The sequence below is a fragment of the Streptomyces luomodiensis genome, assembly GCF_031679605.1.
Taxonomy (GTDB): domain Bacteria; phylum Actinomycetota; class Actinomycetes; order Streptomycetales; family Streptomycetaceae; genus Streptomyces; species Streptomyces luomodiensis.
In genome coordinates, this window is record NZ_CP117522.1 from 4,198,149 (window position 1) to 4,223,219 (window position 25,071).

Here is a 25,071-nt window from a genome sequence, read left to right on the forward strand (position 1 = left end):
GGCGGCCGCGGCCGGATCACCAGTCGTACAGGGCCGCGATGGACTCGGCCAGCGCTTGGGGGACGCGGGGGACGAGCTGATGGGCGCCGTCCCGTACGACATGGCGGCCGCCGACCACGGTGTGCCGGACATCCGCGTTGGTCGCCGCGAATACGGCGGTCTCCGCGCCCAGCCGGGACGGCGGCCCCGCCGTGCGCACCGAGTCCAGCGCGATCGTGGTGAGGTCGGCGAGCGCGCCCACCTCGATCCGGCCCGCGTCGGCGCCCCAGCCGAGCGCCGCATGGCCGTCCACGGTGGCGGCCCGCAGCAGCTGGGCCGCGGTCCAGTGGCCCCGGGCGCGGGTGTGCAGCCGCTCGTCGAGCTCCATGGCGCGGGCCTCCTCCAGGATGTCGATCACGGCGTGGCTGTCGCTGCCCAGCGAGAGCGGGGAGCCCGCGCCGTGCAGCTCGGCGGCCGGGCCGATCCCGTCGGCGAGGTCACGCTCGGTGGTCGGGCACATACAGACACCGGTGGAGGTATGCCCCAGGAGCCGGATGTCGCCGGGGGTGAGGTGGGTGGCGTGCACGGCGGTCGTGCGCGGGCCCAGCACCCCGTGGTCGGCGAGCAGCCGGGTGGGCGTGAAGCCGTGGGCCTCCACACAGGCGTCGTTCTCGGCGGTCTGCTCGGAGAGATGGACATGCAGGGGCGCCGTGCGCTCCTGCGCCCAGCCGGAGACGGTCGCCAGCTGATCGACGGGGACGGCCCGCACCGAGTGGATCGCCGCGCCGATGCGGGTGTTGCCGTCGGCCTTCAGCTCTTGGACCCGCTCGGCCCAGCCCTCGGCCGTGCCGTCGGAGAAGCGCAGCTGGTGCTCGTTGGGCTCGGCCCCGAAACCGGAGGAGAGATAGCAGGTGTCCAGCAGGGTGATCCGGATACCGGCCTCGGCCGCGGCCGCGATCAGGGCCTCCCCCATCGCGTTGGGATTGCCGTAGCGGGCGCCGCCGGGGGCGTGGTGCAGGTAGTGGAATTCCCCGACACAGGTGATCCCGGCCATGGCCATCTCGGCGTAGACGGCGCGGGCCAGCTCGAAGTAGCTGTCCGGGGTCAGCCGGTCGGCGACCTGGTACATCACCTCGCGCCAGGTCCAGAAGGAGTCCGGTGCCCCCGCGCCCGGCCGGTCCGCCTCGCCCTGCGCCTGCACGACCCCGCGCAGGGCCCGGTGGAAGGCATGGCTGTGGGCGTTGGCCAGGCCGGGAAGCGTCAGACCACGGAGGGTGACGGAGCCGGCGGGCGGCCGCGGTCTCCCGGGCACCACCGCCGTGATCCGCCCATTGGCGGCGGCCACGATCACCACGTCCGACCACACGCCTCCGTCCACCCAGGCGTGCTCCGCCCAGTACGTCTGCGCCGTCAGTGACACGCCAGGCCCTCCAGTACCTCCGCGAGCGCGGCCACACCGGCGAGGCAGTCGTCCTCGCCCGCCGTCTCCGCGGGTGAGTGCGAGACGCCGGTGGGGTTCCTTACGAACAGCATGGCCGTCGGAACGGACGCGGACAAAATGCCGGCGTCGTGCCCGGCCCCGGTGGGGAGCACCGGAACGCCGCCCAGCAGCCCCGACAGCCGGTCCCGGAGGGCGTGGGCGAACTCGACGACCGGGGTGAAGGACTCCCGGGTCACCCGGACGTCCACCCCGTCGCGCCGCCCGCGCTCGACGGCGGCGCGCTCGATCTCGCCGACCACGGCGGCCAGGGTCTCCTCGTCGGCGGCGCGGGAGTCCAGCCAGCCGCGCACCAGGCTCGCGATCGCGTTGACCCCGTTCGGCTCGACGCGGACCTTGCCGAACGTCGCCAGCGCCCCCGCGACCCTGGCCTTCTTACGGGCCGCGAGGACGGTGTTGGCGTAGGTGAGCATCGGATCGCGGCGGTCCTCGATCCGGGTCGTCCCGGCGTGGTTGGCCTCACCGTGGAAGTCGAACCGCCAGCGGCCGTGCGGCCAGATCGCGGAGGCGACGCCCACCGGGGCCGCGCCCGCGGCGGAGCCGCCGTCGGACCGCGCCGACAGGGCCCGTCCCTGCTCGATGTGGAGCTCGACGAACGCGCCGATACGGGCCAGCCGCTCCGGGTCGGGCCCGATGGCGTCCGGGTCGTATCCGGCGCGCTCCATGGCCCGGGGCAGCGAGACGCCGTCCGCGTCGCGGAGTCCGTGCGCCTGTTCCCTGGTCAGCTGCCCGGCGGTGAGCCGGGAGCCGACGCAGGCCAGACCGAAGCGGGCGCCCTCCTCGTCGCCGAAGTTGACGACGGCGAGCGGTTTGACGGGGCGCGCACCGCGTGCCCGCAGCTCGTCGAGGGCGGCGAAGGAGGAGACGACGCCCAGCGGGCCGTCGAAAGCGCCGCCGTCGGGGACGGAGTCCAGGTGGGAGCCGGTGACCACGGCGTCCCCGGCCGTGGGGTCGCCCAGCCAGGCCCATTGGTTGCCGTTGCGGTCCACCTCGTAGGTGAGGCCGCGGTTCCGGGCTTGCTCCTCGAACCACGTTCGGCAGTCGGCGTCGGCCTCGGTCCAGGCGTAGCGGCGGTAGCCGTTCGTCGTGGTGTCGCGGCCGATGGGGGCGAGGTCGCGCCACATCGCGTGGAACGACGCGCCGGAGTTCTCCTGGTTCACTCCGTCTCCCTCATCGGAACCCGGACGTCCTGTTCCCGAGCGACCTCGTCCGCGCGGTCGTAGCCCGCGTCCACGTGGCGGATCACGCCCATGCCGGGGTCGTTCGTCAGGACGCGGCGGATCTTCTCGCCCGCCAGTGCCGTGCCGTCGGCGACCGTGACCTGGCCCGCGTGGATCGAGCGGCCCATGCCGACGCCGCCGCCGTGGTGGATGGAGACCCAGGAGGCGCCCGAGGCGACGTTGACCATGGCGTTGAGCAGCGGCCAGTCGGCGATCGCGTCCGAGCCGTCCAGCATGGCCTCGGTCTCGCGGTACGGGGAGGCCACCGAGCCGCAGTCGAGGTGGTCGCGGCCGATCGCCAGCGGTGCGGCGAGCGTGCCGTCGGCGACCATCTCGTTGAAGCGCTCGCCCGCCTTGTCGCGCTCGCCGTAGCCGAGCCAGCAGATACGGGCGGGCAGCCCCTGGAAGTGGACCCGCTCCCCCGCCATCGTGATCCAGCGGGCCAGCGACTCGTTCTCCGGGAAGAGTTCGAGGAGCGCCCGGTCGGTGGCCGCGATGTCCTTCGGGTCGCCGGACAGCGCCGCCCAGCGGAAGGGGCCCTTGCCCTCGCAGAAGAGCGGCCGGATGTAGGCGGGCACGAAGCCGGGGAAGGCGAAGGCGCGCTCGAAGCCCGCGAGCTTGGCCTCGCCGCGGATCGAGTTGCCGTAGTCGAAGACCTCGGCGCCCGCGTCCATGAAGCCGACCATGGCCTCGACGTGCCGGGCCATGGACTCGCGCGCCCGCTGGGTGAAGTCGGCGGGCTTCTCGGCGGCGTACGAGGCCATCTGGTCGAAGTCCACGCCGATCGGCAGATACGACAGCGGGTCGTGGGCGCTGGTCTGGTCGGTGACGATGTCGATCGGGGCGTTCCGCGCGAGCAGCGCCGGGACCAGCTCGGCCGCGTTCCCCAGCACGCCGATCGACAGGGGACGCCGGGCGTCGCGCGCCTCGGTCGCCAGCTCGAGGGCGTGGTCCAGGCTGTCGGCGCGGACGTCCAGGTAGCGGTGGCCGATCCGGCGCTCGATGGCGCGCGGATCGCAGTCGATACAGATCGCGACGCCGCCGTTCATGGTGACCGCCAGCGGCTGGGCGCCCCCCATGCCGCCGAGGCCCGCGGTGAGGGTGATCGTCCCGGCCAGGGTGCCACCGAACTTCTTCGCGGCGACGGCGGCGAAGGTCTCGTAGGTGCCCTGGAGGATGCCCTGGGTGCCGATGTAGATCCAGGAGCCCGCGGTCATCTGGCCGTACATGGTCAGGCCCAGCGCCTCCAGGCGGCGGAACTCCTCCCAGTTGGCCCAGTCCCCGACCAGGTTGGAGTTGGCGATCAGCACCCGCGGCGCCCATTCGTGGGTCTGCATGACGCCCACCGGGCGGCCCGACTGGACCAGCATCGTCTCGTCCTGCTTCAGCGTGCGCAGGGTGCGGACCATGGCGTCGAACGAGCGCCAGTCGCGGGCCGCCTTACCGGTGCCGCCGTAGACGACCAGCTGGTCGGGGTGCTCGGCGACCTCCGGGTCGAGGTTGTTCTGGAGCATCCGCAGGGCGGCTTCCTGCTGCCATCCCCGGGCGCTGAGCTCCGTACCACGCGGGGCCCGTACGGGTCGCGGTCCTGACATGAGCCAAGCCTCCCTGACCTTGACTGGATTGAGTTATTCACATACTGATGCCGATGAATATGCCTAGTCAATAGGGCCGGGCGGCGTGGTGTCGGGAAGCCCTCGGCCCGAGGCCGTCAGCTGGGGCCGTCCGTCGGGGCCCGCGCGCTCGGCGTACAGGGACAGGGACAGGGACAGGCTCAGCTCGCGTCGGGCGCCTAGCGTGGAGGCATGGCGGAGAACGAGAACCGGAACCGACCGGGCGCATATCCACGGGCGCGGCGCGAGCTGGTGCGGCCGGACGACGCCCCCGCAGCGTCCTCCACGGATCTGGTCGGCAGCCGTCCCCGGATGGTTGGCTGACGTCATGACGTCGACACCGGTTGCGCTCGCCGCCCGCCGCGAACAGGCCGTGCGGGCCGCCGTGGAACAGGGACTGCTCGGCCCGGACCAGCCCGTCGTCGGGCTGCTGGACGTGGCCGGGATCCGCACCGCCGCCGCCGCGCTGCGCGCGGCCTTCGACGAGGCCGTCGCGCCCGGCACCCCCGTTCTGCACGCCTTCGCGGTCAAGGCCGCCGCGCTCGTCCCCGTACTGCGGCTGCTGGCCGACGAGGGCCTGGGCTGTGAGGTGGCCAGCCCCGGCGAGCTGGCGCTGGCCCGCGCGGCGGGCGTGACGCCCGACCGGATCGTCCTCGACTCCCCCGCCAAGACCCCCGCGGAGCTGCGCGAGGCCCTCGACCTGGGCATCGCCGTCAACGCCGACAACCCGCAGGAACTGGACCGGCTCAGCGCGCTGGTGCGGCACCACCCGGCCCCGCCCCCGCCCCTGGGCCTGCGGGTCAACCCCCAGGTGGGCGGCGGCACCATAGGCGCGCTGAGCACGGCCACCGCGACCTCCAAGTTCGGCATCGCACTCCAGGACCCGGGGGCGCGCGAATGGGTCGTCCGCGCCTTCACCGACCGTCCCTGGCTGACCCGGCTGCACGCACACGTCGGCTCCCAGGGCTGCCCGCTGGAGCTGATGGCGGGGGGCGTACGGGTGGCCTACGAACTGGCCGAGGAGATCAACCAGGCGGTCGGCCGCCGGCAGATCGACACCCTCGACATCGGCGGCGGGCTCCCGGTGAACTTCGCCTCCGACGAGATCACCCCCGGCCACCGGGAGTACGCACAGCTGCTGCGGGCCGCCGTGCCGGGGCTCTTCGACGGGCGGTACGGCCTGGTCACCGAGTTCGGACGGTCCCTGATCGCCAAGTCGGGCCTGGTGCTGGCCCGGGTCGAGTACACCAAGTCCGCGGGCGGCCGCCCGATCGCGGTCACCCACGCGGGCGCCCAGCTCGCCACCCGCACGGTCTTCGCCCCCGACGCCTGGCCGCTGCGCGTCACGGCCTACGACGCGGAGGGCCGCCCCAAACCGGCCGACGGCCCGGTCCCCCAGGACGTCGCCGGCCCCTGCTGTTTCGCGGGCGACCTGATCGCCTGCGACCGCCCACTGCCGGAGCTGGCGGCGGGCGACCTGATCGGCCTGCTGGACACGGGCGCGTACTACTTCTCCAACCACTTCGCGTACAACAGCCTGCCCCGGCCGGGGATCTACGGCTTCGACGCCACCACCGACGGCGGCGTGCGCTTCGCGACGGTACGGGAGCCGCAGACGATGGACGAGATCGTGGCCGAGAGCGGGGTCGCGCACGCGTTGGCCCTCAGCCGGCTGCGGTAGGCGTTGTTCGGGCGTCGGTGCGGGTGAGGGCGGGCGCGGACGGCGCGAACCGCATCGCCGCCCGGCGGGCCGGTCCGACGGCCGGCGGTGCCCAGCCTGGGCCGGGGGAGGCCGCCACCGGCCCCCGCCCCACCCGCCCGGCGATCGGCGACGGGCCCCGGCCAGGGCGCCCCCGGCCCCGTACTCAGAGGCGCCGACGGCGCGCGACGGCGCCGCGCCCACCCACACCGCGCAACCCCACCACGGGCCAACCCCCAGCGCGGGGTGAACCCCTGATACGGGGCAACCCCCTCAGCACGGGGGCGAGCCCCGCCACGGAGCAACCCCTCCGCACGGGACAATCCCCCAACACGGGGCGAGCCCCACCACGGGGCAACCCCCCAACGCGCGGCAAGCCCCACCACGGAGCAGCCCCCAACGCGGAGCGAGCCCCACTACCGGGCAACCCCCAACGCGCGGCAAGCCCCTGATACGGGACAACCCCCTCAACACGCGGCGAGCCCCACCACGAGGCAACCCCCCAACGCGCGGCAAGCCCCACCACCGGGCAACCCCCAGCGCGCGGGCGAGCCCCACCACGGGGCAACCCCCAACGCGCGGCAAGCCCCTGATACGGGACAACCCCCTCAACACGCGGCGAGCCCCACCACGAGGCAACCCCCCAACACGGGGGCGAGCCCCACCACCGGGCAACCCCTCAGCGCGCGGCCGACTCCATCGCTCGGGCGCGTCGCGCGCCGCCCGGCCCCGCGTCCCCGGCCACGATCCCCGTCGTCTGGTAGCCGTTCACCGCCTTGCCCGCGGGCCGTCCACGAGGGACCCACTCCGGGCGCACCCACAGCAGCACATCGTTCGCGCGTTCCCAGCGGCCCAGCCACAGCGCCTTGGCCCACAGCCCCACGCCGAGCCCCGCCATCAGCATCCCGCCCGCCGCCGGAACGGCGAAGGACGAGCCCACCGCGGCGAGGAACGCCAGCAGCAGCCACCACCGCACGGCGCGTCGGCGGGTCCGTACGGTCACCGCGCGGTCCTGGAGGAAGACCGACTTGCCCGCGCGCGAAGCGCCGCGCGCCAGCGTCAGATACCGCTTGCGCCGCGCCATGAAGACGACGACCGCGGCGATCAGGAAGAGCGCCGCCCCGGCGAGCACTCCGATCCGGCGCCCGGTCAGCCCCGGCAGCAGCACTCCGATCCCCGCGGCCAGCACACCGAGCCACCACAGCCACCCCGCGGAAGCCCTCACGATCACCGCCACCCGTGCCAGCGCATACGCCCCGCGCCCCACGACCGACCTCCTCATCCCTGACGAATCCCGGCAGAAATCCCTGTCGAACCAAGGAATTTAGCCAGCATGCCTGAGAATTCGGTGAGAGGGGCGGAACCGGAACCCCGAGCAGTACCCAAGGGGCTCACTCCACGAACAGGCCCCGCTCCGCGGCCTTCGCGTCGAACTCCTCCAAGCGCGCCTGCGCGTCCGGCAGCGCGTCGCACATCGCCTCGAGCAGCACCCGCCCGAGCAGCATCGGCGCGCACGCGGTGTCGAAGGCGAGGCCCGTACCGACCGCCGCAGGCAGCAGCAGATCACTGTGGCGGGCGACCGGGGCGAAGGCGCTGTCGGCGACGGTGACCACGGTCAGGCCCGCCTCCCGGGCGTACTCCAGACCCTCGACGACCTCACGCGGATGGCGCGGCAGCGCGAAGCACAGCAGCACCGTCGCGCCCGCGTGCCTCGCCGCGTCGACGCGGTCGGCCAGTATCGTGCCGCCCTCGTCGAGCAGCCGGACGTCCGGATGGACCTTGCGTGCGAAGTACGTGAAGCCGCGGGCCTGCGCGGAGGCGGCACGCAGACCGAGGACCGGCAGCGGACGGGAACCCGCGAGCAGCCGGCCGGCACGGACGACGGGGGCGGGGTCGGCCAGCAGCGCGGCGAGATGGCGCAGATTGTCGATCTCGGCCAGGACGGCCTGCTGGTACTCGTTGTACGACCCCTCGTGCGCCTCCGGCCCGGCCGGGGCGACCTCGCGCAGATGCTTGCGCAGGGCCGGATAGCCGTCGAAGCCGAGGGCGACCGCGAAGCGCGTCACGGACGGCTGGCTGACGCCCGCCAGCTCGGCCAGCTCGACGCTGGAGAGGAACGGCGCGTCCGCCGCCCGCCGCACCATGCAGTGGGCGATCCGCCGCTGGGTCGGGGTCAGCCGGTGACCCTCGAAGAGCGCCTGAAGCCGGGCGGCGGTCGAGGCACCGGATCCGGCCGAACCGGCAGGCGCACCCGAGCCAACCGAGCCAGCAGCCGCACCCGAGCCGACCGAGCCGGCAGCCGCACCGGAGTCGGCCGAGTCGGCCGACGCGCCCGGCGGCGCCGCCGCGACGTCCTCGCCCCTCGGCGTCACCCTCGCACCGCCCACCCCGTTGTCCGTACTCATCCGGTCCTCCTGACCTTCCTACCCTCATCCCTCATGCTCCCGCCAGCCGGTCGAGCAGGCGTGCGGCCACCGCCACATCCTCTGTCAACGGGCGGTCCGGCATCCGTGGATCGAGCACTTCCGGCGCCGGGGCGAAGGCGGCACCGGTCGGGATCGGCGAGAGCGCGGCGCACGAGGGCTGGGCCGGGGCCCGGCCGCGAGCCGGGCTCAGGCCGAGCTCAGACCGGGCCCCGGCCGGTCTCAGGCCGGGGGCAGCAGCTTCTTCTGCGGCTTGCCCATGGCGTTGCGCGGCAGCGCCTCCAGGAAGCGGACCTTGCGGGGCCGCTTGTGGACGGAGAGCTGGGCGGCGACGAAGTCGATCAGCTCCCGTTCTCCGATGCCGTCCGCGACGACATACGCGACGATCTCCTGACCCAGATCGTCGTGCGGGGCGCCCACGACGGCGGCCTCGCGGACGGCCGGATGGTCCAGCAGGGCGTTCTCCACCTCGCCCGCGCCGATGCGGTAGCCCCCGGACTTGATCAGGTCGGTGGAGGCGCGGCCCACGATGCGGTGGAAGCCGTCCGGGTCGACGGCGGCGATGTCGCCCGTCCGGAACCAGCCGTCCTCGGTGTACGAACCGGCCGTGGCCTCGGGCCGGTTCAGATAGCCGTCGAAGAGGGTCGGGCCGGTCAGCTGGAGCTCACCGATCTCGGCGCCCTCCTCGGCGGCGATCCGGGTGCGGATACCGGCCAGCGGGGTGCCGACATAGCCGGGGCGGCGCTCACCGTCGGCCCGGGTGGAGATGGTGATGAGGGTCTCGGTCATGCCGTAGCGCTCGATGGGCCGCTGGCCGGTGAGCCGTTCGAGATCGCGGAAGACGGGGGCGGGCAGCGGGGCGCTGCCGGAGACCAGCAGCCGGGCGGAGGCCAGGGCGCGGGCGGAGTCCGGGTCCTGGACGACCCGGTTCCAGACCGTGGGCACGCCGAAGTAGAGGCTGCCGCCCGCCGCCGCGTACGCCGCCGGGGTCGGCTTGCCGGTGTGCACCAGGCGGCTGCCCACCCGCAGCGGGCCCAGCACACCGAGCACCAGCCCGTGCACATGGAACAGCGGCAGACCGTGGACCAGGGTGTCCTCCGCGGTCCAGGCCCAGGCCGCGGCGAGCCCGTCCAGATCGGCGGCCACCGCCCGCCGGGAGATCAGCGCGCCCTTGGGCGCCCCCGTGGTCCCCGAGGTGTAGAGGATGAACGCCGTGGACTCCGGGTCCGGCTCCGGCTTGGCCCACGCCGCCCGCTCGGCCGGATCCACCGGGACGGTCTCCACGGGGGCCTCGACGGCCTCCCCGGTGAGCAGCAGGGTGGCGCCGGAGTCCCGCAGTATGTGGTCCCGCTCGGCCGGGCCGGAGTCCGGCGGTACGGGCACCACCGGCACCCCGGCCAGCAACGCGCCGACCACCGCGACCACCGTCTCCGGGGTCGCGGTCGCCCGGACCGCGACGACCGGCGCACCGGCGATACGGGCCGCCACCGCGCCCGCGGCGCCCAGCAGCTCCTCGCGCGAGAGGGAGCGGCCGCCGACACTCAGCGCGTCGGGGCGGTCGCCGCCGGGCGCGGCGAGGGACGTGAGGAGAGGTGCGGACACGGAACGGACTCCTTCCACAGCGGGCCAGGGACGCCTTCGCCCCCTCTTCTTCCGGGGGCTGGCCCTACCGACAAAGCGTCCCCGCGACCGTACCGTCATTCAGCATGGACGCCCGTGACCCGGATCTGAAAAAGGAACTCGACGCGGCCCTGCAGACCCGTAAGGAGCTGGGCGCGGAGTACGAGTCGGAGCTGGTCGACTCCTTCATGGAGAAGGTCGAGCAGCGCTTCGACGATGCGGCGGACCGGCAGGTCCGCCGCCGGCTCGCCGAACAGCAGATGGCCACGGCGCGCGGCGCCCGCCCGTACGCCACCGGCGCCCAGCCGGACCAGGCCCATGGCCTGGGCCTCGGCGAGCGCTTCGCCTTCGTCGGGGTCTCCCTGGTGCTGGCGATCCCGCTGTCGGCGATCGGCGTGGTGAACGCGGGCCTGCCCGGTCTGCTGGTCACCTGGTCCGGGATCTTCGGCGTCAACGCGGTCCACGCGGCGGGAGCCCTCTCCTGGCTGCGCCGGAGCCGCGCATCGGACGGGGAGCAGACGCCGCGGGTGCCGGGGTCTTCCGGGGACACCGCCCAGCGGTAGCCGGGGGAGAAACCGGGTCTGAAAAAGAGAACCGGGTCTCGAGAAATACGCGGGGACCGCCGCACCCCGGTGCTGGGCACCGAGGGCGGGACGACGGCGGTCCCCGCGGGGACGCGGACCGGGTCAGGGCCGGGCTCCCGCGTCCGGGCGACCTGGAGGTCCGGGAGCCGCTCCGGAGGTCCTGTCGCCGCCTCGTGGGTGTCGGTGTCGTCCTTCCGACACCCACCAATGTGCCGGAGCCGTGTTAACCCTGTGCTGCGGGCGCGTGACACGTACGTACCACTTGCCCGAAGCCCGAACGGACCCCCGTCCCAGGGCATTGCCGCCTTACCGGTTCAACGGGCGGTTGGGCGCCTCACACACCCTCACTTGGTGCCGCTGGCCAGGTAGGCGAGCAGGTCCTGCCGGCTCACCACGCCCTTCGGCTTCCCCTCCACCAGCACGATCGCCGCGTCCGCCGTGCCCAGCACCGCCATCAGGTCCTCGACCGGCTCACCGGAGCCGACGTGCGGCAGCGGCGGGCTCATGTGCTTCTCCAGCGGGTCCGTCAGCTCCGCGCGCCGGGCGAACAGGGCGTCCAGCAGCTCGCGTTCCACCACCGAACCGATGACCTCGGCGGCCATCACGTCCGGGTGCCCGGCGCCCGGCTTGACGATCGGCATCTGTGAGACGCCGTACTCCCGCAGCACGTCGATGGCCTGGCCCACCGTCTCGTCCGGGTGCATATGGACCAGCGAGGGCAGCCCGCCCTCCTTGCCCTGGAGCACGTCCCCGACGCGCACCGAGGGGCCGCCCTCCTCCAGGAAGCCGTAGTCGGCCATCCACTCATCGTTGAAGATCTTGGACAGATAGCCGCGGCCGCTGTCGGGCAGCAGGACGACCACCACATCGTCCGGGCCGAGCCGCTCGGCGACCTTCAGCGCCGCCACGACCGCCATCCCGCAGGAGCCGCCGACCAGCAGCCCCTCCTCCTTGGCCAGCCGCCGCGTCATCTGGAAGGCGTCCTTGTCGGAGACCGCGACGATCTCGTCCGCGACGGCCTGGTCGTACGCGGTCGGCCAGAAGTCCTCACCGACGCCCTCGATCAGGTACGGGCGCCCGGAGCCGCCGGAGTAGACCGAGCCCTCGGGGTCGGCGCCGACGACCCGGACCCGGCCCTCGCTGGCCTCCTTCAGATAGCGGCCGGTGCCGGAGATCGTGCCGCCGGTGCCGACGCCCGCCACGAAGTGGGTGATCTTCCCCTCGGTCTGCTCCCACAGCTCGGGGCCGGTGGTCTCGTAGTGGGAGAGCGGGTTGTTGGGGTTGCTGTACTGGTCGGGCTTCCAGGCACCCGGCGTCTCGCGGACCAGGCGGTCGGAGACGTTGTAGTACGAGTCGGGGTGCTCGGGGTCCACGGCGGTGGGGCAGACCACGACCTCGGCACCGTAGGCCCGCAGCACATTGATCTTGTCCGTGGACACCTTGTCCGGGCAGACGAAGACGCACTTGTAGCCCTTGCGCTGGGCGACCATGGCCAGGCCGACCCCCGTGTTGCCGGACGTCGGCTCGACGATGGTGCCGCCCGGCTTGAGCTCCCCCGAGCGCTCGGCGGCCTCGATCATCCGGACCGCGATCCGGTCCTTCACCGAGCCGCCGGGGTTGAAGTATTCGACCTTGGCCAGGACGGTCGCCCGGATGCCTTCGGTCACCGTGTTGAGCTTCACCAGCGGGGTATTGCCGACCAGCTCAATCATCGATTCGTAGTACTGCACGCCTGCTCCTGGTCCGGTTCCGCGGGATCTCCGCGTCGGGACGGCCACCGTCGCGGGGCCGTGCTGTCAGCTTATTGCGCGCCCCGCCTCCGGCCGGTGCGTTGGGACGAAGCCTGCACGGGGCAACAAGCTGTTAGCAAGGCGTACAAAGGAGTAAGAAGCGCGTGCGCGTGCGGACGGAGGTGGGCTGGACCCATGTCGATGTCGAGGGCGAGGGTGGCGCGGCGGATCGCGGCCGCGGCGGCATACGGGGGCGGCGGGATCGGGCTGCTGGGCGGGGTGACCGCCGTGCTGTTGCTCACCGAGGTGTCCCATGCGAAGCGGGTCGTGGGCGGGTCCGAGGATCCGCCACCGCGCGCGGACGGCCGATATGGCTTCGCCTTCGCCCGCAGAACCGGCCAGCCACCACTGCGGCTGGCCTTTCTCGGCGACTCCACGGCCGCCGGACAGGGCGTCCACCGCCCCAGCCAGACACCGGGCGCGCTGCTCGCCTCGGGGCTCGCGGCGGTCGCCGAACGCCCGGTGGACCTGCGGAACGTGGCGCTGCCGGGGGCGCAGTCCAGCGATCTGGAGCGCCAGGTGTCGCTGGTGCTGGAGGACCCCGAGCTGCTCCCCGACGTCTGCGTGATCATGATCGGCGCCAATGACGTCACCCGCCGGATGCCGCCCGCCACGTCGGTGCGGCTGCTGTCGGACGCGGTGCGCAGGCTGCGCGCGTACGGCTGCGAGGTGGTGGTGGGCACCTGTCCCGACCTCGGCACGATCGAGCCCGTCTATCAGCCGCTGCGCTGGATCGCGCGGCGGCTGAGCCGACAGCTGGCCGCCGCGCAGACGATCGGGGTGGTCGAGCAGGGCGGGCGCACGGTCTCGCTGGGCGATCTGCTCGGCCCCGAGTTCGCGGCCAATCCGCGCGAGCTGTTCGGCCCGGACAACTACCACCCCTCGGCGGAGGGGTACGCCACGGCCGCGATGGCCGTTCTGCCGACCCTGTGCGACTCACTGGGCCTGTGGCCCGAGGAGGCGCCGGAAACGCTCGACGAGGGCATCCTGCCGGTCGCCACGGCGGCGGCCGAGGCGGCCGCCGAAGGCGGCACCGAGGTCACCGCGGCCCGCGGCACCTGGGCCCGGCTGCTGCGCCGCCATCGGCTCGCCCCGAAGGAGCCGACGACCGTGGCCGACCCCACCAACGCCTCCTCCCCCGCACCCCCACCCCCCACCACCTGCTGACCCCCACGGGCCCCCGCCGGGCCCCACGCCCTCACCAACCGCTACCCCGGCCGGGCCCATAACCCTCACCGGCCACCACCCCCACCAACCGCCGGCCACCCGCCGCGCGCCCGCCACGCGACCTCGCCGGGCCCGACCCACGCCTCCTCTGCGTGTCACCGAACGTGTGCCGCCACGGGCCGTGGTACGTGGGCCGGATACCCGGACCCCCGGCCGGGCCCCACAACCCCGCCGACCGCTACCCCGGCCGGGCCCATGACCCTCACCGGCCACCACCCTCCCCTTGCCGAGCCCCACAACCCCACCAACCGCCGCCCGCCCGCCGCGCGGCCTCGCCGGGCCCCGGCCCACGCCTCCTCCACGTGACCCGGTCGTCAACCAGCATGTGCCCTCACGGGCCGTGGCACGTGGGCCGGACGCCCGGACCCCCGGCCGGGCCCCACAACCCACGGGGCCCCATGCCCCCACCGACCGCTGTCCCCTACCGGGTCCCAACGGCCCACCGCCCCCGCCGGGCCCCGCAACCCCACGGCCCTCCCCCCGCCGGGCCCCACGACCCCCGTCCGCCCCTTCTGGAGCCCACGGCTCCCGGGCCGGGACTGGAACCCCCAAGCCGGAGCCGGAAGCCGGGAGCTGGCCCCCCGGGGCCTGAGCCAGAACCGGGCGCCGGGGCCGCGGGGCCGGACGCCGGGGCAGGGCGCCCCCCGAGGGGTCATGGCGTCGCCGCGTGCGGGCTGTCGCGCCCCTCCGGTGCAAGCCGATCTGCTCGGCCAAGTGCGACTTTCGTCTCGCGCCTTCGGCGCAATTGAGCAGCGGGGCAGGAGGTGGGGGGCGCGGGCTTCGCTGCCGGGCGCCGGGCCGGTGGATGTGGGCCCGGTGGCGGCTTCCGTGTTCGGTGGCCGAGGCCTCTCCGGACTGCGGGCCACGGGGGGCCGGTCCCCTCCTCGGCACCCCTTCCGAGAACCGGTCAGATCCGTTGCTCCCACCAGCCAGGAGCATCGGGTTGGCCACCATAGGTCGCGTTCAGGACGCGGACGTCCACCTCTTTGACCACTGCCGCGAAGTCGCGGCGGGCCCGGGGCGAGAGGGACTGGAGCACCCGCTCCAGTCCCCACCGGCCCTCGGGCGGGTCGTAGTCGCAGCACGGACACCCGTAATAGCCGTAGTAGTACGGTCCGGAGCCGAGACCATGCCAGCGCCGACGGCACATCTCGGCTGCCCGCCGCTTCCACCAGGCGAGATCACGAGCAACCTCCCCCGGCCTGCCACGGCTCCGTTCCAGACGCTGGATTTCCCCCAGCGTCGCGGCGGACACCCCATCAATCACCGAGAAACTCTGACGCCTGCGCGGGTGAAAACGGAGAGCGGCCCGTACCGCCGCCGGCGGCTTACGCGGCATCGCTCCAAGAAAGCTTCGGCATGCGCGCAGGCTCTCACGGGCGGGCCTCGCTCCGCCACACGATTGCCGACCACCGTAGTCCGGAAAAGGCCCTTGCCCCCACCGGTCCGGCGGCCGGCGGCGAAGCCCGCGCCCCCGCCCCTGCCCCTGCCCCGCTGCTCACATGCGCCGAAGGCGCGAGAGGGTGCCGCTCCCGGCGACGATGTGGACGGGCCCCGGGCCGGGGCACCGGGTTGGGGGTGCCCGAAAGCGCGCTGCCGGACCGCCTGAGCGTACGCTTGGAAAAAAGAGTCCCGCGTCACAGCCCGCACCCCGTGACCCCTGCGATACGTGCGGGTAACTTCCCTCACAGTCCAGCCCGTACCCCGCCCCCATGGAGCCGTGATGCCCGAAGCAGTGATCGTCTCTGCCGCCCGTTCGCCCATCGGCCGTGCCTTCAAGGGATCGCTCAAGGATCTGCGGCCGGACGACCTCACCGCCGAGATCATCCAGGCCGCGCTCGCCAAGGTCCCCGAGCTCGACCCGCGCGAGATCGACGACCTCATGCTCGGCTGCGGGCTGCCGGGCGGTGAGCAGGGGCACAACCTGGGCCGGATCGTGGCCGTGCAGATGGGGATGGACCACCTCCCCGGCTGTACGGTCACCCGCTACTGCTCCTCCTCCCTCCAGACCTCGCGGATGGCGCTGCACGCCATCAAGGCGGGCGAGGGCGACGTCTTCATCTCGGCGGGCGTCGAGATGGTCTCGCGGTCGAACAAGGGCACCTCGGACGGGCTGCCGGACACCCACAACCCGCTGTTCGCGGAGGCCGAGGCCCGTACGGCCGAGCGCGCCGGGCAGGAGGGCACCGACTGGCACGACCCGCGCGAGGACGGTCTGCTCCCCGACCCGTACATCGCGATGGGCCAGACGGCCGAGAACCTGGCCCGGCTCAAGGGGATCACCCGCGAGGAGATGGACGAGTTCGGCGTGCGGTCCCAGAACCTCGCCGAGCAGGCCATCGAGAAGGGCTTCTGGGAGCGTGAGATCACCCCGGTGACCACGCCCGACGGCACGGTCGTCAGCAAGGACGACGGCCCCCGCGCGGGCACCACCCTGGAGGCGGTGCGGGGCCTGAAGCCGGTCTTCCGCCCCGACGGCCGGATCACCGCGGGCAACTGCTGCCCGCTCAACGACGGCGCCGCGGCGCTGGTGATCATGTCGGACACCAAGGCGCGGGAGCTGGGCGTGACCCCGCTGGCCCGGATCGTGTCGACCGGCGTCTCCGGCCTCTCCCCCGAGATCATGGGCTACGGACCGGTCGAGGCGTCCCAGCAGGCGCTGGCCCGCGCCGGGATGGCGATCGGCGACATCGACCTGGTGGAGATCAACGAGGCGTTCGCCGCGCAGGTCATCCCGTCCTACCGCGATCTGGGCATCGACCTGGACCGCCTCAACGTCAACGGCGGCGCGATCGCCGTGGGCCACCCCTTCGGCATGACCGGCGCCCGGATCACCGGCACGCTGATCAATTCGCTTCAGTTCCACGACAAGCAGTTCGGCCTCGAGACGATGTGCGTCGGGGGCGGCCAGGGCATGGCCATGGTGATCGAACGGCTGAGCTGAGCCGTGACCGAATCTCCCCCAGGATGTGACGAAGGTCCTGGGGGCGGGCCTTCCGACCTGCTCAGCACCGGTGACCAAAGGCCCTCCCGGTACCGAATTCTGCCCATTTCGTGATGGTATGCACTGACGTCGAGAGGCGATAAGCGTCAAGCTGAGGTAGGAATTCGGGGGATCAACAGCCAACCGGGAGTTACGTCAGTGAGCCCCATGACCCTTGCCCTCCTCCTGGCCGCGGTGACCGCCACGGCCGTAGGGGCGGCCGCCCTGCACACCGCGCGCGGTGTGCGCCGGGAGATCAGCGAGCTGCGCGCCGAGCTCGCGGCCACCGTCGCCGCCGGTGCCCGGACCGGCGGAGGCGGCGGCGAGGAGGACGGTGCGCCGGTGCCCGCGCCGCGCGCCACCCCGGCCGCCGAGATACGCGCGGCCGTGGCCGAGGCGCTCGCCGAGGAGCGGGAGCGCGAGCTGGCCGAGGCGCGGGCGTTCTGGGCCGCCCAGGAGGCCAGGGACGCCGGTGGGGCGGCCGACTCCCCTTCGCTGCTGGGCGGGGCGAGCGGTTTCGGCGAGGACTCCGCACAGGACGCGCAGCTCTTCGTGCCCCGCCAGGCCGATCTGGCCGGGCTCGAACCGCTGCTCGGCCTGGACGCGCTGGGCCCCGAGGCCCTGGACCCGGCCGGGGACCAGGCACCCGAGGTCGAGGCCGAGGTGGAGCTGGGCGCCGAGGCGGAGCCGGCCACCGAGCCCATGGAGTCGGCCGAGCTCGCGGCGGCCCGTCGGCGCCATCCGTCCCACCCCGACTTCACCCCCTCGTCGCCCGTCGCCGACCACGACCGCACGGTGACCAGGATCACCGAGCTGGCCGACGCCCGCACCCCACTGTCCGATGTGCGCCCCGGCCCCCTCGGCACCCTCGACGTCTACGTGTTCGCCGACGGCACCACGATCTGCATGACCCCGGGCCACCGGGAGACGGCGGAGCGGCTGGCGGACGCGCTGCGCGAGGGCACCACCCCGGTGCTGCTCGGCGGCTCGGGCGTCTCCGGTGCGTATGCGCTCACGTTCGGTTGCGGCGAGGAGAACGTGTACGTCCTCGCCGACCGCGTCATCGCCTCGCTGTGAGCCCCTACAGAGCCCTCGGCAGAGCCCTCGGCAGAAGCGCCCGGCCAAGCCCCGCCAAGAACCGCTGGGGGCCGCTGAGAGCCGGACCGGCGGGCGCTCAGACCCCGCAGCGCCCGGCCGTCTCCGCCACGAGCGCGACCGCCTCGGCGACTCCCTCCGCCGTACGGCCGCCCCCGGCGCCGCCCGGCGCACGCTCCAGCGCGTGCACCAAGTCATGTCCGGCCACCGCGACCTGGTCGGCGACCACGAACATCCCCGCGTCCGGCATGGTCCGCGGCGGGGTTCCCGGCTCCTCGAGACGCTGTGCGCGCAGCGACAATTCCCTTGCCAGCGCCAGTCCCGCGGCCGCGGCGCCCGCGCGCAGCCGGGACTGCGGCAGGGCGCGCAGCCGGTCGGCGAGCCGGTCGACGGCGGTCAGAAGCGGGGTCACATCATCCACGCCCCGAGCGTATGCGCCACCGACGGACTGTTGCCAACGGGCGAACACTCAGGCACGGTGAGCTGAAGGAAACCCGGGCCTGGGCCCGGGACCGGAATGGACGCGTCCGGAGGCGCCGATGTCCCAAATCTTCTCCGACGAGACTCACCGGAACCTACTCTCCCGCATCCCCCACTGCACAGGCCGTGAAGTCGCCGACTGGCTGCGCACGATCGACGAGGGCCCCGCTTTCTTCCGCTTCGAGGAGAAGGTCAGCTGGCTGCGTGGTGAGCATCAGCTCGCTTACGGTCACGCGAAAGCCATCGTCCACGAACACGACTTGAGGCGCGCGGCACGCAAGCTGCTGTAGCCCCTGCCCGGAGGCAGAAGCGTGTATGACAGACCCACCCAACAGGACGGCCCAAGCCGCATAGGAAGAAGGGCCCGCGGAGGTCATCGCCTCCGCGGGCCCTTCTACGTGGTGCGTCTACGGGTGCGTCACGCGCTACGCGCCTGACGCGCGCTAGTCCCTGAAGATGGAGATCAGCCGGAGCAGCTCCAGGTAGATCCAGACCAGCGACAGCGTCAGACCGAAGGCGGCCAGCCAGGACTCCTCGCGCGGAGCGCCGTACCGGACGCCGTCCTCCACCTGCTTGAAGTCCATCGCCAGGAACGCCGCGCCGAGCACGACACCGACGAGGCCGAAGACGATGCCGAGGCCACCGCTGCGGAAGCCGAGGCCGTCACCGCCACCGAAGGCGGCGAACAGCAGGTTGACCGTCATCAGCAGCAGGAAGCCGATGGCGGCGGCGAGCACAAAGCGCTGGAACCGTGCGTTCACCCGGATGAGGCGGGTCTTGTACGCGACCAGCACACCGACGAACACGGCCATCGTGCCGAGCACGGCCTGCATCGGGATGCCGGACCAGCGGTCGTTGTAGACCTGGCTGATGACACCGAGGAAGAGGCCCTCGAAGAGGGCGTAACCGATGATCAGCGCGGGTGAGACCGTGCGCTTGAACGACTGGACGAGGCCGAGCACCATCGCCACGAGCGCGGCGCCGAAGCCCACGCCCACCGGAAGCTGCGCGATCCAGGCGACCGCGGCGGCGACGATGACGGTACCGAGGGTCATACCGGTGCGCATGACGACGTCGTCCATCGTCATGCGGCCGGTCTGCAGCGGGCTCGCCGGCGGCGCGCCGTACATCTGCTGCATCTGCTCGGGGGTCAGGTTCTGCTGGGCGTCCGCCGCATAGGGGTTCGTGGGCGCCTGCGCGTACGGGTTACCGCCGGCATACGGATTGCCCTGACCGGCGACGGGGCTCCCGGCCTGCGGCGCCGCGCCGAAACCGGCGTAGCCGCCGCTGCGGCTGAACCCCCGTCGCGAGAAGACCGGGTTGCTGCTCCTCATCTCACTCCTCCATGGCCGCCGGGCGCGACCTTGACTCAAGAGTAATGGGTAAGCAAAGAAAGCACCCTAGTGCCCAAGGAGGATCTTTTCACGCAGCGGGGTGCCGCGCGAGGCCCCTGCGGGCCCCGCGTACGCACAGTGGGCGACCATTCCCACACGCTGAGTGCGCCCACGGGATCTGGAGGTGCCCGGAACCGGACTTGAACCGGTACGCCCGCGAGGGCAGCGAGGTTTAAGCTCGCCGTGTCTGCATTCCACCATCCGGGCCCAGCGGGTCCCCCTGAGCCGTACGGAGCGCATACGGCCCTCCCCTGGAAGAGAGCAGCACGAGCCTATCCGGGGACATGCCCCCGCACAGTGAATCCGCAGACCGAGGTTGTCTTATTTTATTGGCAACTGAGGGTGCATCAGCATCGGGGCGGGGTACCCGGCGACGCCGGCGGCCATTGGACCTGCCGATATGCCCTGAACCCCCATTAACTGCGGATTGACGCAATCTCGTCGTCCCGTCCGGGGGTTCGTCTCCTACTCAAGGAGGACTCCGTCTCCGCCGCCTACATCGCGAGGCCCCCCGCAGAACCGGAGCACGGGGTGATCCCCCCGCCCCTCCCAACCGGAACCATGGAGTGTCGCCCCGCCCACTCCCGTAGAGCACGACAGGAGCCATCCACCGTGACCACGACCCCCTACGGCGTTGACACCGCCCTCCGCGCCACCGCGGCGGCCGCCCGCGCCACGGACCTCTGCAAGGTCTACGGCGCGGGCGAGACCCAGGTGAACGCCCTGGACTCCGTCTCCGTCGAGTTCCACCAGGCCGAGTTCACCGCGATCATGGGCCCCTCCGGCTCCGGCAAGTCGACGCTGATGCACTGCATGGCGGGCCTCGACACGGTCTCCAGCGGCTCGGCCCGGATCGGCGACGTCGAACTCACCACGCTCAAGGACAAGAAGCTCACCCAGCTGCGCCGCGACAAGATCGGCTTCATCTTCCAGGCGTTCAACCTGCTGCCGACGCTGAACGCGCTGGAGAACATCACCCTTCCGATGGACATCGCGGGCCGTAAGGCCGACCAGGCGTGGCTGGACCAGGTCGTGGCCACGGTCGGTCTGGCCGGGCGGCTCAAGCACCGCCCCAGCCAGCTGTCGGGTGGTCAGCAGCAGCGCGTCGCCGTGGCCCGCGCCCTGGCCGGCCAGCCGGAGATCATCTTCGCCGACGAGCCGACCGGCAACCTGGACTCCCGCTCCGGCGCGGAGGTCCTGGGCTTCCTCCGCAACTCGGTGCGCGAAATGGGCCAGACGATCGTGATGGTGACCCACGACCCGGTCGCCGCCTCCTACTCCGACCGGGTGGTCTTCCTCGCCGACGGCCGGATCGTGGACGAGCTGCGCAACCCCACCGCCGACTCGGTCCTGGACCGCATGAAGCGCTTTGACGCCAAGGGCCGCACGAGCTGACGCGGGGCGCGCGCCCGCCGCCGCACGCCGCCTCGCACCGCCCCTCCCCACCCTTCAGGACTGACACCCCATGCTCCGTACCGCCTTGCGCAACGTGCTCGCGCACAAGGCCCGGCTGCTGATGACCGTGCTCGCCGTCATGCTCGGCGTGGCCTTCGTCTCCGGCACCCTGGTTTTCACCAACACCATCTCCGACGCCTATCAGAAGAGCTCCGAGAAGGGGTTCGAGGGCGTCGACGTCGCCATCACCCCCGACGGGGACCAGGACGACTCGGCCAACCCCGGCGAACCGCCCCGGCTGAGCCAGCAGGTGCTCGACAAGGCGGCCAAGGTGCCCGGCGCCGCCGGTGTCCACGGTGTGGTGACCGGCTACGCCGCCCTGTCCGACAAGGACGGCGACCTGCTCGGCAACGGCTTCTCCAACCTCGGCGGCAACTACTACCCGGGAGCCGACGGCAAGGACTCCCGGTACACGCTGACCGAGGGCCGCGCCCCCCAGAACGCGGGCGAGGTCGCGCTCGACTCCAAGTCCGCCGAGCGCGGCCACTACAAGGCCGGGGACTCCATCCGGGTGTCGGTCGACGGCCCGGTGCGCACCGAGAAGATCGTCGGCGTCTTCACCACCGACGACGGCAATGTGACGGCCGGCGGCACCCTGGCGCTGTTCGACACCGCCACCGCCCAGAAGCTGTTCGCCAAGCCCGGACAGTACGACGAGATCGACGTGAAGGCCGCCGCGGGGACCTCGCAGGCCGAGCTGAAGTCCGCGGTCGACAAGATCCTGCCCGCGCAGGCCAAGTCCGCCACCGGTCAGAAGCTCGCCGATGACCAGGCCGAGGCGATCAAGCAGCAGATGAGCAACATGCAGACCGCGCTGCTGGTGTTCGCCGGGATCGCGCTGTTCGTCGGCATCTTCATCATCGCCAACACCTTCTCCATGCTGGTCGCCCAGCGCACCAAGGAGCTCGCCCTGCTGCGCGCGGTGGGCGCGACCCGCCGTCAGGTGACCCGCTCGGTGCTGATCGAGGCCACCGTCGTGGGCGCCGTCGCGGCCGTGGTGGGCCTGGCCGCCGGTATCGGCATCGGCGCCGGGCTGCGCTCGCTGCTCAACTCCACCGGGGCCGTCGTCCCGGACGGCCCGCTGGTCGTCCAGCCGACCACCGTGCTGGTCTCGTTGCTCGTGGGCGTCGTGGTGACCGTGCTCTCCGCCTGGCTGCCGGGCCGCCGCGCCGCCAAGATCCCGCCGATCGCCGCGATGAACAGTGTGCACGCCACGCCGACCACCCGCGGTCTGGTGGTCCGCAACACCATCGGCGCGATCCTCGCCGCGGGCGGTGCCGCGCTGGTACTGGCCGGTGCGGGCATGGGCGGCGACGGCAAGGGCCCGATGGGCTTCGGCGCGGTCGTCCTGGTGATCGGCGTCTTCGTCCTCACCCCGCTGCTGTCCCGGCCGCTGATCGCGGCCTCGGCCCCGGTGCTGCGGCTGTTCGGGATGTCCGGCAAGCTCGCCCGGCAGAACGCGGTGCGCAACCCGCGCCGTACCGCCGCCACCGCCTCCGCGCTGATGGTCGGCCTCACCCTGATCACCGGCATGACGGTGATCGCGGGCAGCCTCCAGCAGGGCATCAACAAGATGGCCGCCGACGGCCTGAAGTCCGACTTCGTCGTCAGCATGGGCGGCGCCGACGGCTCGCGGCCGCTGTCGCCCGAGGTGGCCAGGAACCTGGGCAAGCTGCCCGAGGTCACCGCGATCAGCCCGCTGCGCGCCTCTGCGGCCCGGGTCGGCGGCGACTCCGACTCCCTGACCGGTGTCGACCCCAAGGCCATCAAGGACCTGGTCAACGTGGACTTCACCGAGGGCTCGTTCTCCGCGCTCGGTGGCACCAAGGTCGTCATCGACAGCAAGACCGCCGACAGGCACCACTGGAAGCTCGGCTCCACCGTCCCGGTCACCTACGAGGACGGCAGCGCCGGCCGGCTGACCGTGGGCGGTGTGTACGAGGGCAACCAGATGATCCGCGGTGTCATGGTCGACTACGCCACGGTCACCCCGCACATGTCCACCGTCGCCGACTTCCAGGTGATGCTGCGGACCAAGGGCGGCGCGACGCAGGCCAACAAGGACCTGCTGGAGAAGAGTCTCGGCGACAACCCGGCGATCAAGGTGCAGGACAAGAAGGACATCTCCGACGGGATCGCCCAGGTCTTCACCCTGATGCTGAACATGCTCTACGGGCTGCTCGCCATGGCCGTGATCGTCGCGGTGCTCGGCGTCATCAACACCCTGGCGATGTCGGTCTTCGAGCGGTCCCAGGAGATCGGCATGCTGCGGGCGATCGGCCTGGACCGGCGCGGCGTCAAGCGGATGGTGCGGCTGGAGTCGCTGGTCATCTCGCTCTTCGGCGGTGTGCTCGGCCTCGGCCTCGGCGTCTTCTTCGGCTGGGCGGTCGGTGAGCTGGTCTCCAACGCCCTGCCGACCTATGAGCTGGTGCTGCCGTGGGGCCGGATGGGCCTGTTCCTGGTGATGGCCGCCTTCGTGGGCGTGATCGCGGCGCTGTGGCCGGCCCGGCGGGCCGCCAAGCTCAACATGCTGGCCGCCATCAAGGCCGAGTAGCGGCGAGCCGGACCGGGGAGCGTCCCCGTCCGCCCCTCTCCGGGGCGGGCGGGGACGTCCGCGTTTCAGCCGCTCTCAGCCGCTCGGCCGCGCCAGTCGCGGGTGCGCAGCGGAAGCCCCGAGGCGCCGCTCTCGGGGGTGCGGACGGCGAGGATCTGGTTGACTCCGATCCGGTTGCGTTCGAAGGAGAGGGCGGAGGCGGCCATGTAGAGCCGCCAGACCCGGGCCCGCCCCGGGGAGGTCAGCCGCACGGCCCGCGCCCAGGACCGCTCCAGGTTGGCGACCCAGCCGCGCAGCGTGAGCGCGTAGTGCTCGCGGATGGCCTCCACGTCGCGCACCTCGAAGCCCGCCTCCTCCAGCTGGGTGACGGTCCGGCCGACCGGCGCGAGTTCACCGTCGGGGAAGACGTAGCGGTCGATGAACTCGTCCACCTGGTACGCCTCTTCGTCCGGCTGGGGGCGCCGGGCGATCTGGTGGTTCAGCAGCCGCCCGCCGGGCCTGAGCAGCCGGTGCAGGATCGCGGTGTACTCCGCGTAGCGCACGGCGCCCACGTGCTCGGCCATGCCGATCGAGGAGATGGCGTCGTAGGGGCCGTCCGGGACCTCGCGGTAGTCCTGGACCCGGATCTCCACCTGGCCGGTGAGCCCGGCGTCCGCGACGCGCTTACGGGCGTACGCCGCCTGCTCCTCGGAGAGCGTGACGCCGACGGCGCTCACCCCGTACTCGCGCGCCGCGTGCAGCACCATCGAGCCCCAGCCGCACCCCACGTCCAGCAGCCGCTGGCCGGGCCGCAGGGCGAGCTTGCGGCAGACCAGGTCGAGCTTGGCCCGCTGGGCCTCCTCGAGCGTGCCGTCGGCGCTGTCCCAGTAGGCGCAGGAGTAGACCATCGACGGGCCGAGCACCAGCTCGTAGAAGTCGTTGCCGACGTCGTAGTGGTGGCTGATGGCCTTTTTGTCGCGGCGCAGGGTGTGCAGCGGGCCGTGGGAGGTCCGGGCCTCCTCGCGGGGCGGCGGCGGGGGCAGCCCCGGCCCGGCGAGCGCGAGCAGCTCCCGGGCGGCGGCGCGCAGCGCGGGGTCGCGCAGCGCCTGGAGAGCGGTGCGGAGCCGGGACCGCGGCTGGGCGGCGGGGTCGCGCTCCCAGATCAATCCGGCCAGCCGGTCCAGGGCGTCGTACAGATCGCCCTCGACATCGATGTCTCCGGCGACCCAGGCGCGGGCCAGGCCCAGCTCGCCCGGCCGCCACAGCAGCCGGCGCAGCGCCCGGCGCCGCCGGACCACCAGGGTGGGAGCGCCGGGCGGACCGGTCTCGCTGTGGTCCCAGGCCCGGATGCGGATGGGGAGGGGGGCTCCCAGCACCTCCTCGGCCAGGGTGACGATCCGCCCAGCGGCGTCGGCCATGTCGCACCTCCGTGATGGCGAGTCAAGAAGATTCACTCACCACGTAAACACCATGGAACC

Annotated in this window: 19 protein-coding genes and 1 tRNA gene; 8 read left to right on the top strand and 12 right to left on the bottom strand. The window is 72.7% G+C overall.

Annotated elements, in window-relative coordinates; all coding sequences use genetic code 11:
• Positions 1-16: 16 nt before the first annotated feature.
• Genes PS467_RS17580 through hutU form a run of 3 tightly spaced genes read right to left on the bottom strand, consistent with a single transcriptional unit; the run spans position 17 to position 4,292 of the window.
• A complete protein-coding gene (locus tag PS467_RS17580) occupies positions 17-1,399 on the bottom strand; it encodes a formimidoylglutamate deiminase (protein ID WP_311036091.1) in 1,383 nt (460 codons plus the stop codon).
• A complete protein-coding gene (locus PS467_RS17585; RefSeq protein ID WP_311039888.1) occupies positions 1,390-2,601 on the bottom strand; it encodes an allantoate amidohydrolase in 1,212 nt (403 codons plus the stop codon). The genes PS467_RS17580 and PS467_RS17585 overlap by 10 nt, the downstream gene beginning before the upstream one ends.
• A 32-nt stretch (positions 2,602-2,633) precedes the next feature.
• A complete protein-coding gene (gene hutU / locus PS467_RS17590) occupies positions 2,634-4,292 on the bottom strand; it encodes a urocanate hydratase (RefSeq protein ID WP_311036092.1) in 1,659 nt (552 codons plus the stop codon).
• Positions 4,293-4,638: 346 nt separating this feature from the next.
• Here hutU and PS467_RS17595 point away from each other — a divergent pair, with 346 nt between their 5' ends.
• Positions 4,639-5,991 carry a type III PLP-dependent enzyme domain-containing protein gene (locus PS467_RS17595; RefSeq protein WP_311036093.1) on the top strand — a complete coding sequence of 451 codons (1,353 nt, stop codon included), beginning with the start codon at positions 4,639-4,641 and terminating at the stop codon, positions 5,989-5,991.
• 697 nt (positions 5,992-6,688) lie between these two features.
• Here PS467_RS17595 and PS467_RS17600 read toward each other — a convergent pair.
• From PS467_RS17600 to PS467_RS17610, 3 genes are all read right to left on the bottom strand, one after another.
• Positions 6,689-7,291: a hypothetical protein gene (locus tag PS467_RS17600; protein ID WP_432280597.1), complete on the bottom strand. Its 603-nt coding sequence runs from the start codon at positions 7,289-7,291 to the stop codon at positions 6,689-6,691.
• Positions 7,292-7,400: 109 nt separating this feature from the next.
• The gene (locus PS467_RS17605) at positions 7,401-8,414 is read right to left on the bottom strand and encodes a MurR/RpiR family transcriptional regulator (protein WP_311036095.1); all 1,014 of its coding nucleotides are present in this window, start codon (positions 8,412-8,414) and stop codon (positions 7,401-7,403) included.
• Positions 8,415-8,654: 240 nt separating this feature from the next.
• Positions 8,655-10,034, bottom strand: coding sequence for an acyl-CoA synthetase (locus PS467_RS17610; RefSeq protein ID WP_311036096.1), 1,380 nt, complete (start codon positions 10,032-10,034; stop codon positions 8,655-8,657).
• Positions 10,035-10,138: 104 nt separating this feature from the next.
• Between PS467_RS17610 and PS467_RS17615 the strand changes: the two genes are divergently transcribed.
• A complete protein-coding gene (locus tag PS467_RS17615) occupies positions 10,139-10,615 on the top strand; it encodes a hypothetical protein (protein WP_311036097.1) in 477 nt (158 codons plus the stop codon).
• A gap of 365 nt (positions 10,616-10,980) precedes the next feature.
• Here the strand turns inward: PS467_RS17615 and PS467_RS17620 are convergent, their stop codons facing one another.
• Positions 10,981-12,366, bottom strand: a complete 1,386-nt coding sequence (locus PS467_RS17620; protein WP_268972518.1) for a cystathionine beta-synthase — start codon at positions 12,364-12,366, stop codon at positions 10,981-10,983.
• Between the two features lie 195 nt (positions 12,367-12,561).
• Here PS467_RS17620 and PS467_RS17625 point away from each other — a divergent pair, with 195 nt between their 5' ends.
• Complete coding sequence (locus PS467_RS17625) at positions 12,562-13,593, top strand: SGNH/GDSL hydrolase family protein (protein ID WP_268972519.1); 1,032 nt, start codon at positions 12,562-12,564, stop codon at positions 13,591-13,593.
• A gap of 967 nt (positions 13,594-14,560) precedes the next feature.
• Here PS467_RS17625 and PS467_RS17630 read toward each other — a convergent pair.
• Positions 14,561-14,920 carry a hypothetical protein gene (locus tag PS467_RS17630; RefSeq protein WP_311036098.1) on the bottom strand — a complete coding sequence of 120 codons (360 nt, stop codon included), beginning with the start codon at positions 14,918-14,920 and terminating at the stop codon, positions 14,561-14,563.
• 456 nt (positions 14,921-15,376) lie between these two features.
• Here PS467_RS17630 and PS467_RS17635 point away from each other — a divergent pair, with 456 nt between their 5' ends.
• Positions 15,377-16,597: an acetyl-CoA C-acetyltransferase gene (locus PS467_RS17635; protein ID WP_311036099.1), complete on the top strand. Its 1,221-nt coding sequence runs from the start codon at positions 15,377-15,379 to the stop codon at positions 16,595-16,597.
• 198 nt (positions 16,598-16,795) lie between these two features.
• Positions 16,796-17,713 (top strand): hypothetical protein, encoded by a 918-nt coding sequence (locus PS467_RS17640; RefSeq protein ID WP_311036100.1) that lies wholly within the window; start codon positions 16,796-16,798, stop codon positions 17,711-17,713.
• 97 nt (positions 17,714-17,810) lie between these two features.
• Here the strand turns inward: PS467_RS17640 and PS467_RS17645 are convergent, their stop codons facing one another.
• Positions 17,811-18,152: a hypothetical protein gene (locus PS467_RS17645; RefSeq protein WP_268972523.1), complete on the bottom strand. Its 342-nt coding sequence runs from the start codon at positions 18,150-18,152 to the stop codon at positions 17,811-17,813.
• 118 nt (positions 18,153-18,270) lie between these two features.
• On the opposite strand from PS467_RS17645, the gene PS467_RS17650 reads away from it, so the two are divergent.
• Positions 18,271-18,501 carry a DUF4287 domain-containing protein gene (locus PS467_RS17650; protein WP_268972524.1) on the top strand — a complete coding sequence of 77 codons (231 nt, stop codon included), beginning with the start codon at positions 18,271-18,273 and terminating at the stop codon, positions 18,499-18,501.
• Positions 18,502-18,654: 153 nt separating this feature from the next.
• Here the strand turns inward: PS467_RS17650 and PS467_RS17655 are convergent, their stop codons facing one another.
• Together PS467_RS17655 and PS467_RS17660 are read right to left on the bottom strand one after the other, a co-directional pair.
• A complete protein-coding gene (locus tag PS467_RS17655; protein ID WP_268972525.1) occupies positions 18,655-19,545 on the bottom strand; it encodes a Bax inhibitor-1/YccA family protein in 891 nt (296 codons plus the stop codon).
• A gap of 185 nt (positions 19,546-19,730) precedes the next feature.
• Positions 19,731-19,812, bottom strand: a tRNA-Leu gene (locus PS467_RS17660).
• 354 nt (positions 19,813-20,166) lie between these two features.
• On the opposite strand from PS467_RS17660, the gene PS467_RS17665 reads away from it, so the two are divergent.
• Entirely contained in the window at positions 20,167-21,000 is an 834-nt protein-coding gene (locus tag PS467_RS17665; RefSeq protein ID WP_311036101.1) for an ABC transporter ATP-binding protein, read from the top strand.
• A gap of 70 nt (positions 21,001-21,070) precedes the next feature.
• Positions 21,071-23,614: an ABC transporter permease gene (locus PS467_RS17670; protein ID WP_311036102.1), complete on the top strand. Its 2,544-nt coding sequence runs from the start codon at positions 21,071-21,073 to the stop codon at positions 23,612-23,614.
• 65 nt (positions 23,615-23,679) lie between these two features.
• Here the strand turns inward: PS467_RS17670 and PS467_RS17675 are convergent, their stop codons facing one another.
• Positions 23,680-25,011: a class I SAM-dependent methyltransferase gene (locus PS467_RS17675; protein WP_311036103.1), complete on the bottom strand. Its 1,332-nt coding sequence runs from the start codon at positions 25,009-25,011 to the stop codon at positions 23,680-23,682.
• Positions 25,012-25,071 lie beyond the last annotated feature (60 nt).

Bases quoted from the DNA above. Each gene is read 5' to 3' on its own strand.
- PS467_RS17585 (WP_311039888.1), bottom strand. From the start codon at position 2,601: ATGTGGCGCGACCTCGCCCCCATCGGCCGCGACACCACGACGAACGGC.
- hutU (WP_311036092.1), bottom strand. From the start codon at position 4,292: ATGTCAGGACCGCGACCCGTACGGGCCCCGCGTGGTACGGAGCTCAGC.
- PS467_RS17595 (WP_311036093.1), top strand. From the start codon at position 4,639: ATGACGTCGACACCGGTTGCGCTCGCCGCCCGCCGCGAACAGGCCGTG.
- PS467_RS17600 (WP_432280597.1), bottom strand. From the start codon at position 7,291: ATGAGGAGGTCGGTCGTGGGGCGCGGGGCGTATGCGCTGGCACGGGTG.
- PS467_RS17605 (WP_311036095.1), bottom strand. From the start codon at position 8,414: ATGAGTACGGACAACGGGGTGGGCGGTGCGAGGGTGACGCCGAGGGGC.
- PS467_RS17615 (WP_311036097.1), top strand. From the start codon at position 10,139: ATGGACGCCCGTGACCCGGATCTGAAAAAGGAACTCGACGCGGCCCTG.
- PS467_RS17625 (WP_268972519.1), top strand. From the start codon at position 12,562: ATGTCGATGTCGAGGGCGAGGGTGGCGCGGCGGATCGCGGCCGCGGCG.
- PS467_RS17635 (WP_311036099.1), top strand. From the start codon at position 15,377: ATGCCCGAAGCAGTGATCGTCTCTGCCGCCCGTTCGCCCATCGGCCGT.
- PS467_RS17650 (WP_268972524.1), top strand. From the start codon at position 18,271: ATGTCCCAAATCTTCTCCGACGAGACTCACCGGAACCTACTCTCCCGC.
- PS467_RS17655 (WP_268972525.1), bottom strand. From the start codon at position 19,545: ATGAGGAGCAGCAACCCGGTCTTCTCGCGACGGGGGTTCAGCCGCAGC.
- PS467_RS17665 (WP_311036101.1), top strand. From the start codon at position 20,167: ATGGAGTGTCGCCCCGCCCACTCCCGTAGAGCACGACAGGAGCCATCC.
- PS467_RS17670 (WP_311036102.1), top strand. From the start codon at position 21,071: ATGCTCCGTACCGCCTTGCGCAACGTGCTCGCGCACAAGGCCCGGCTG.
- PS467_RS17675 (WP_311036103.1), bottom strand. From the start codon at position 25,011: ATGGCCGACGCCGCTGGGCGGATCGTCACCCTGGCCGAGGAGGTGCTG.